Origin of the sequence: Streptomyces lothianensis (assembly GCF_047779955.1) — a bacterium.
Taxonomy (GTDB): domain Bacteria; phylum Actinomycetota; class Actinomycetes; order Streptomycetales; family Streptomycetaceae; genus Streptomyces.
On sequence record NZ_JBLMKT010000114.1, the window covers coordinates 1 to 1,416 of the forward strand.

Consider the following 1,416-nt stretch of genomic DNA (forward strand, 5'->3'; position numbering starts at 1 on the left):
GGCGCAGGGCGTTGTCGAGGACGTATACCTGTGTGTTGTCCATCGGACGGCCGATCGGCAGGACCGACGGGACCTCCTCGCCCACCGGCACCGGGAACGACGTCGCGAACGTCGTGGTCTCCGTCGGGCCGTAGACGTCCACGACCACCAGCTCCGGGCAGTGGTCGCGGACCCGGCGCACGGCGTCGGAACGGACCGCCTCACCGCCCGTCCACACCTCGCGCAGGCCCGACAGGCATTCCGGGTCATCGAGCGCGAAGGCGTGGAACAGCGCGGTGGTGAGAAACAGCGAGGTGATGCCGTGAGTCCGGACCAGGTTGCGCAGGCCGGCGGCGGTCAGTGCCTGCGGAGGGGAGACGACCACCCTGCCACCCGCGAGAAGCGGCACCCACAGTTCGTAGGTCGACGCATCGAACATCAGGGAGGAGTGGGAGAGCATGACCTCGTGCCCGGCGGCGAACCGGCTGTCCCGGGCCAGCGCCACCACATCGGCATGGGTGGCCTCCACGCCCTTCGGGAGCCCGGTCGAACCCGACGTGAACATCACGTACGCGCCGTCGTCCGGAAGCGGCCGGGTGTCCTCGGGCAGCGCTGCCGCCGAGCACGCGTCCGCCGCGGACCGCAGGTCGTCCACCAGCACACGTACACCGTCGTCGGCCGGGGCGTCCGCCCACGAGGATCCGGCACAGGTCACCACACAGGCGGGCCGGACATCGGCCGTGACGACCCGCATCCGCTCCGGCGGGAAGGCCATGTCCAGCGGAACGTAGCTGCCGCCGGCCTTGAGCACGGCGAGCACCGACGTCAGCCAGTCCGCTCCACGCGGCAGCGACACCACGACCCGTGCACCCGGCCGCAGCCCCCTGTCCATCAGTGCCCGGGCCCACTGGTTCGCCCGAGCGTCCAGCTCGGCGTACGAGAGGCGGGTGTCGCCGTCCACCAGGGCCACCGCGTCGGGTGTGCGCGCCGCCTGCGCCTCGAAGGCGCCGCGGACCGTCTCGGGCGCGGCCGGGACAGCGGTGTCGTTCCAGTCCTCGAGCACCTGCGTGCGCTCCGTGGCGAGCAGTGACTCCGTCCGGCCGACCAGCCGGCCCGGATCGTCGGCCAGTACGCCCAGCAGCCCGGCGAAGCGGTCCGCGAAGGCGTGGGCGCGAGCCGTGTCGAACACATCCTGGCGGTAGCTGATCTCGAACGACAGCCGGTCGCCGGGGAAGACGGCGAGGCTCAGCGGATAGTGGGCGAAACCGCGGGACGCCTCCGACTCCTCGGAGAGCAGGCCGTGTTCGCGGCCCCTGAGGAAGCCGGCGTCCCAGAAGTCGTGCCGGGGGGTGTCGTGCTGGGTGAAGTTCTCGAACGCCATGGAGGTGTCGAAGAGTTCGTTGTGGCCGGTGTGGCGTTGGATGGTGGCGAGGTTGG

Annotated in this window: 1 protein-coding gene; it reads right to left on the reverse strand. The window is 71.3% G+C overall.

Annotation, left to right across the window (positions count from 1 at the left end; genetic code table 11):
* Positions 1–1,416 (reverse strand): AMP-binding protein (locus tag ACLF6P_RS29825; protein WP_415954537.1); only part of this gene is annotated, 1,416 nt, incomplete at both ends.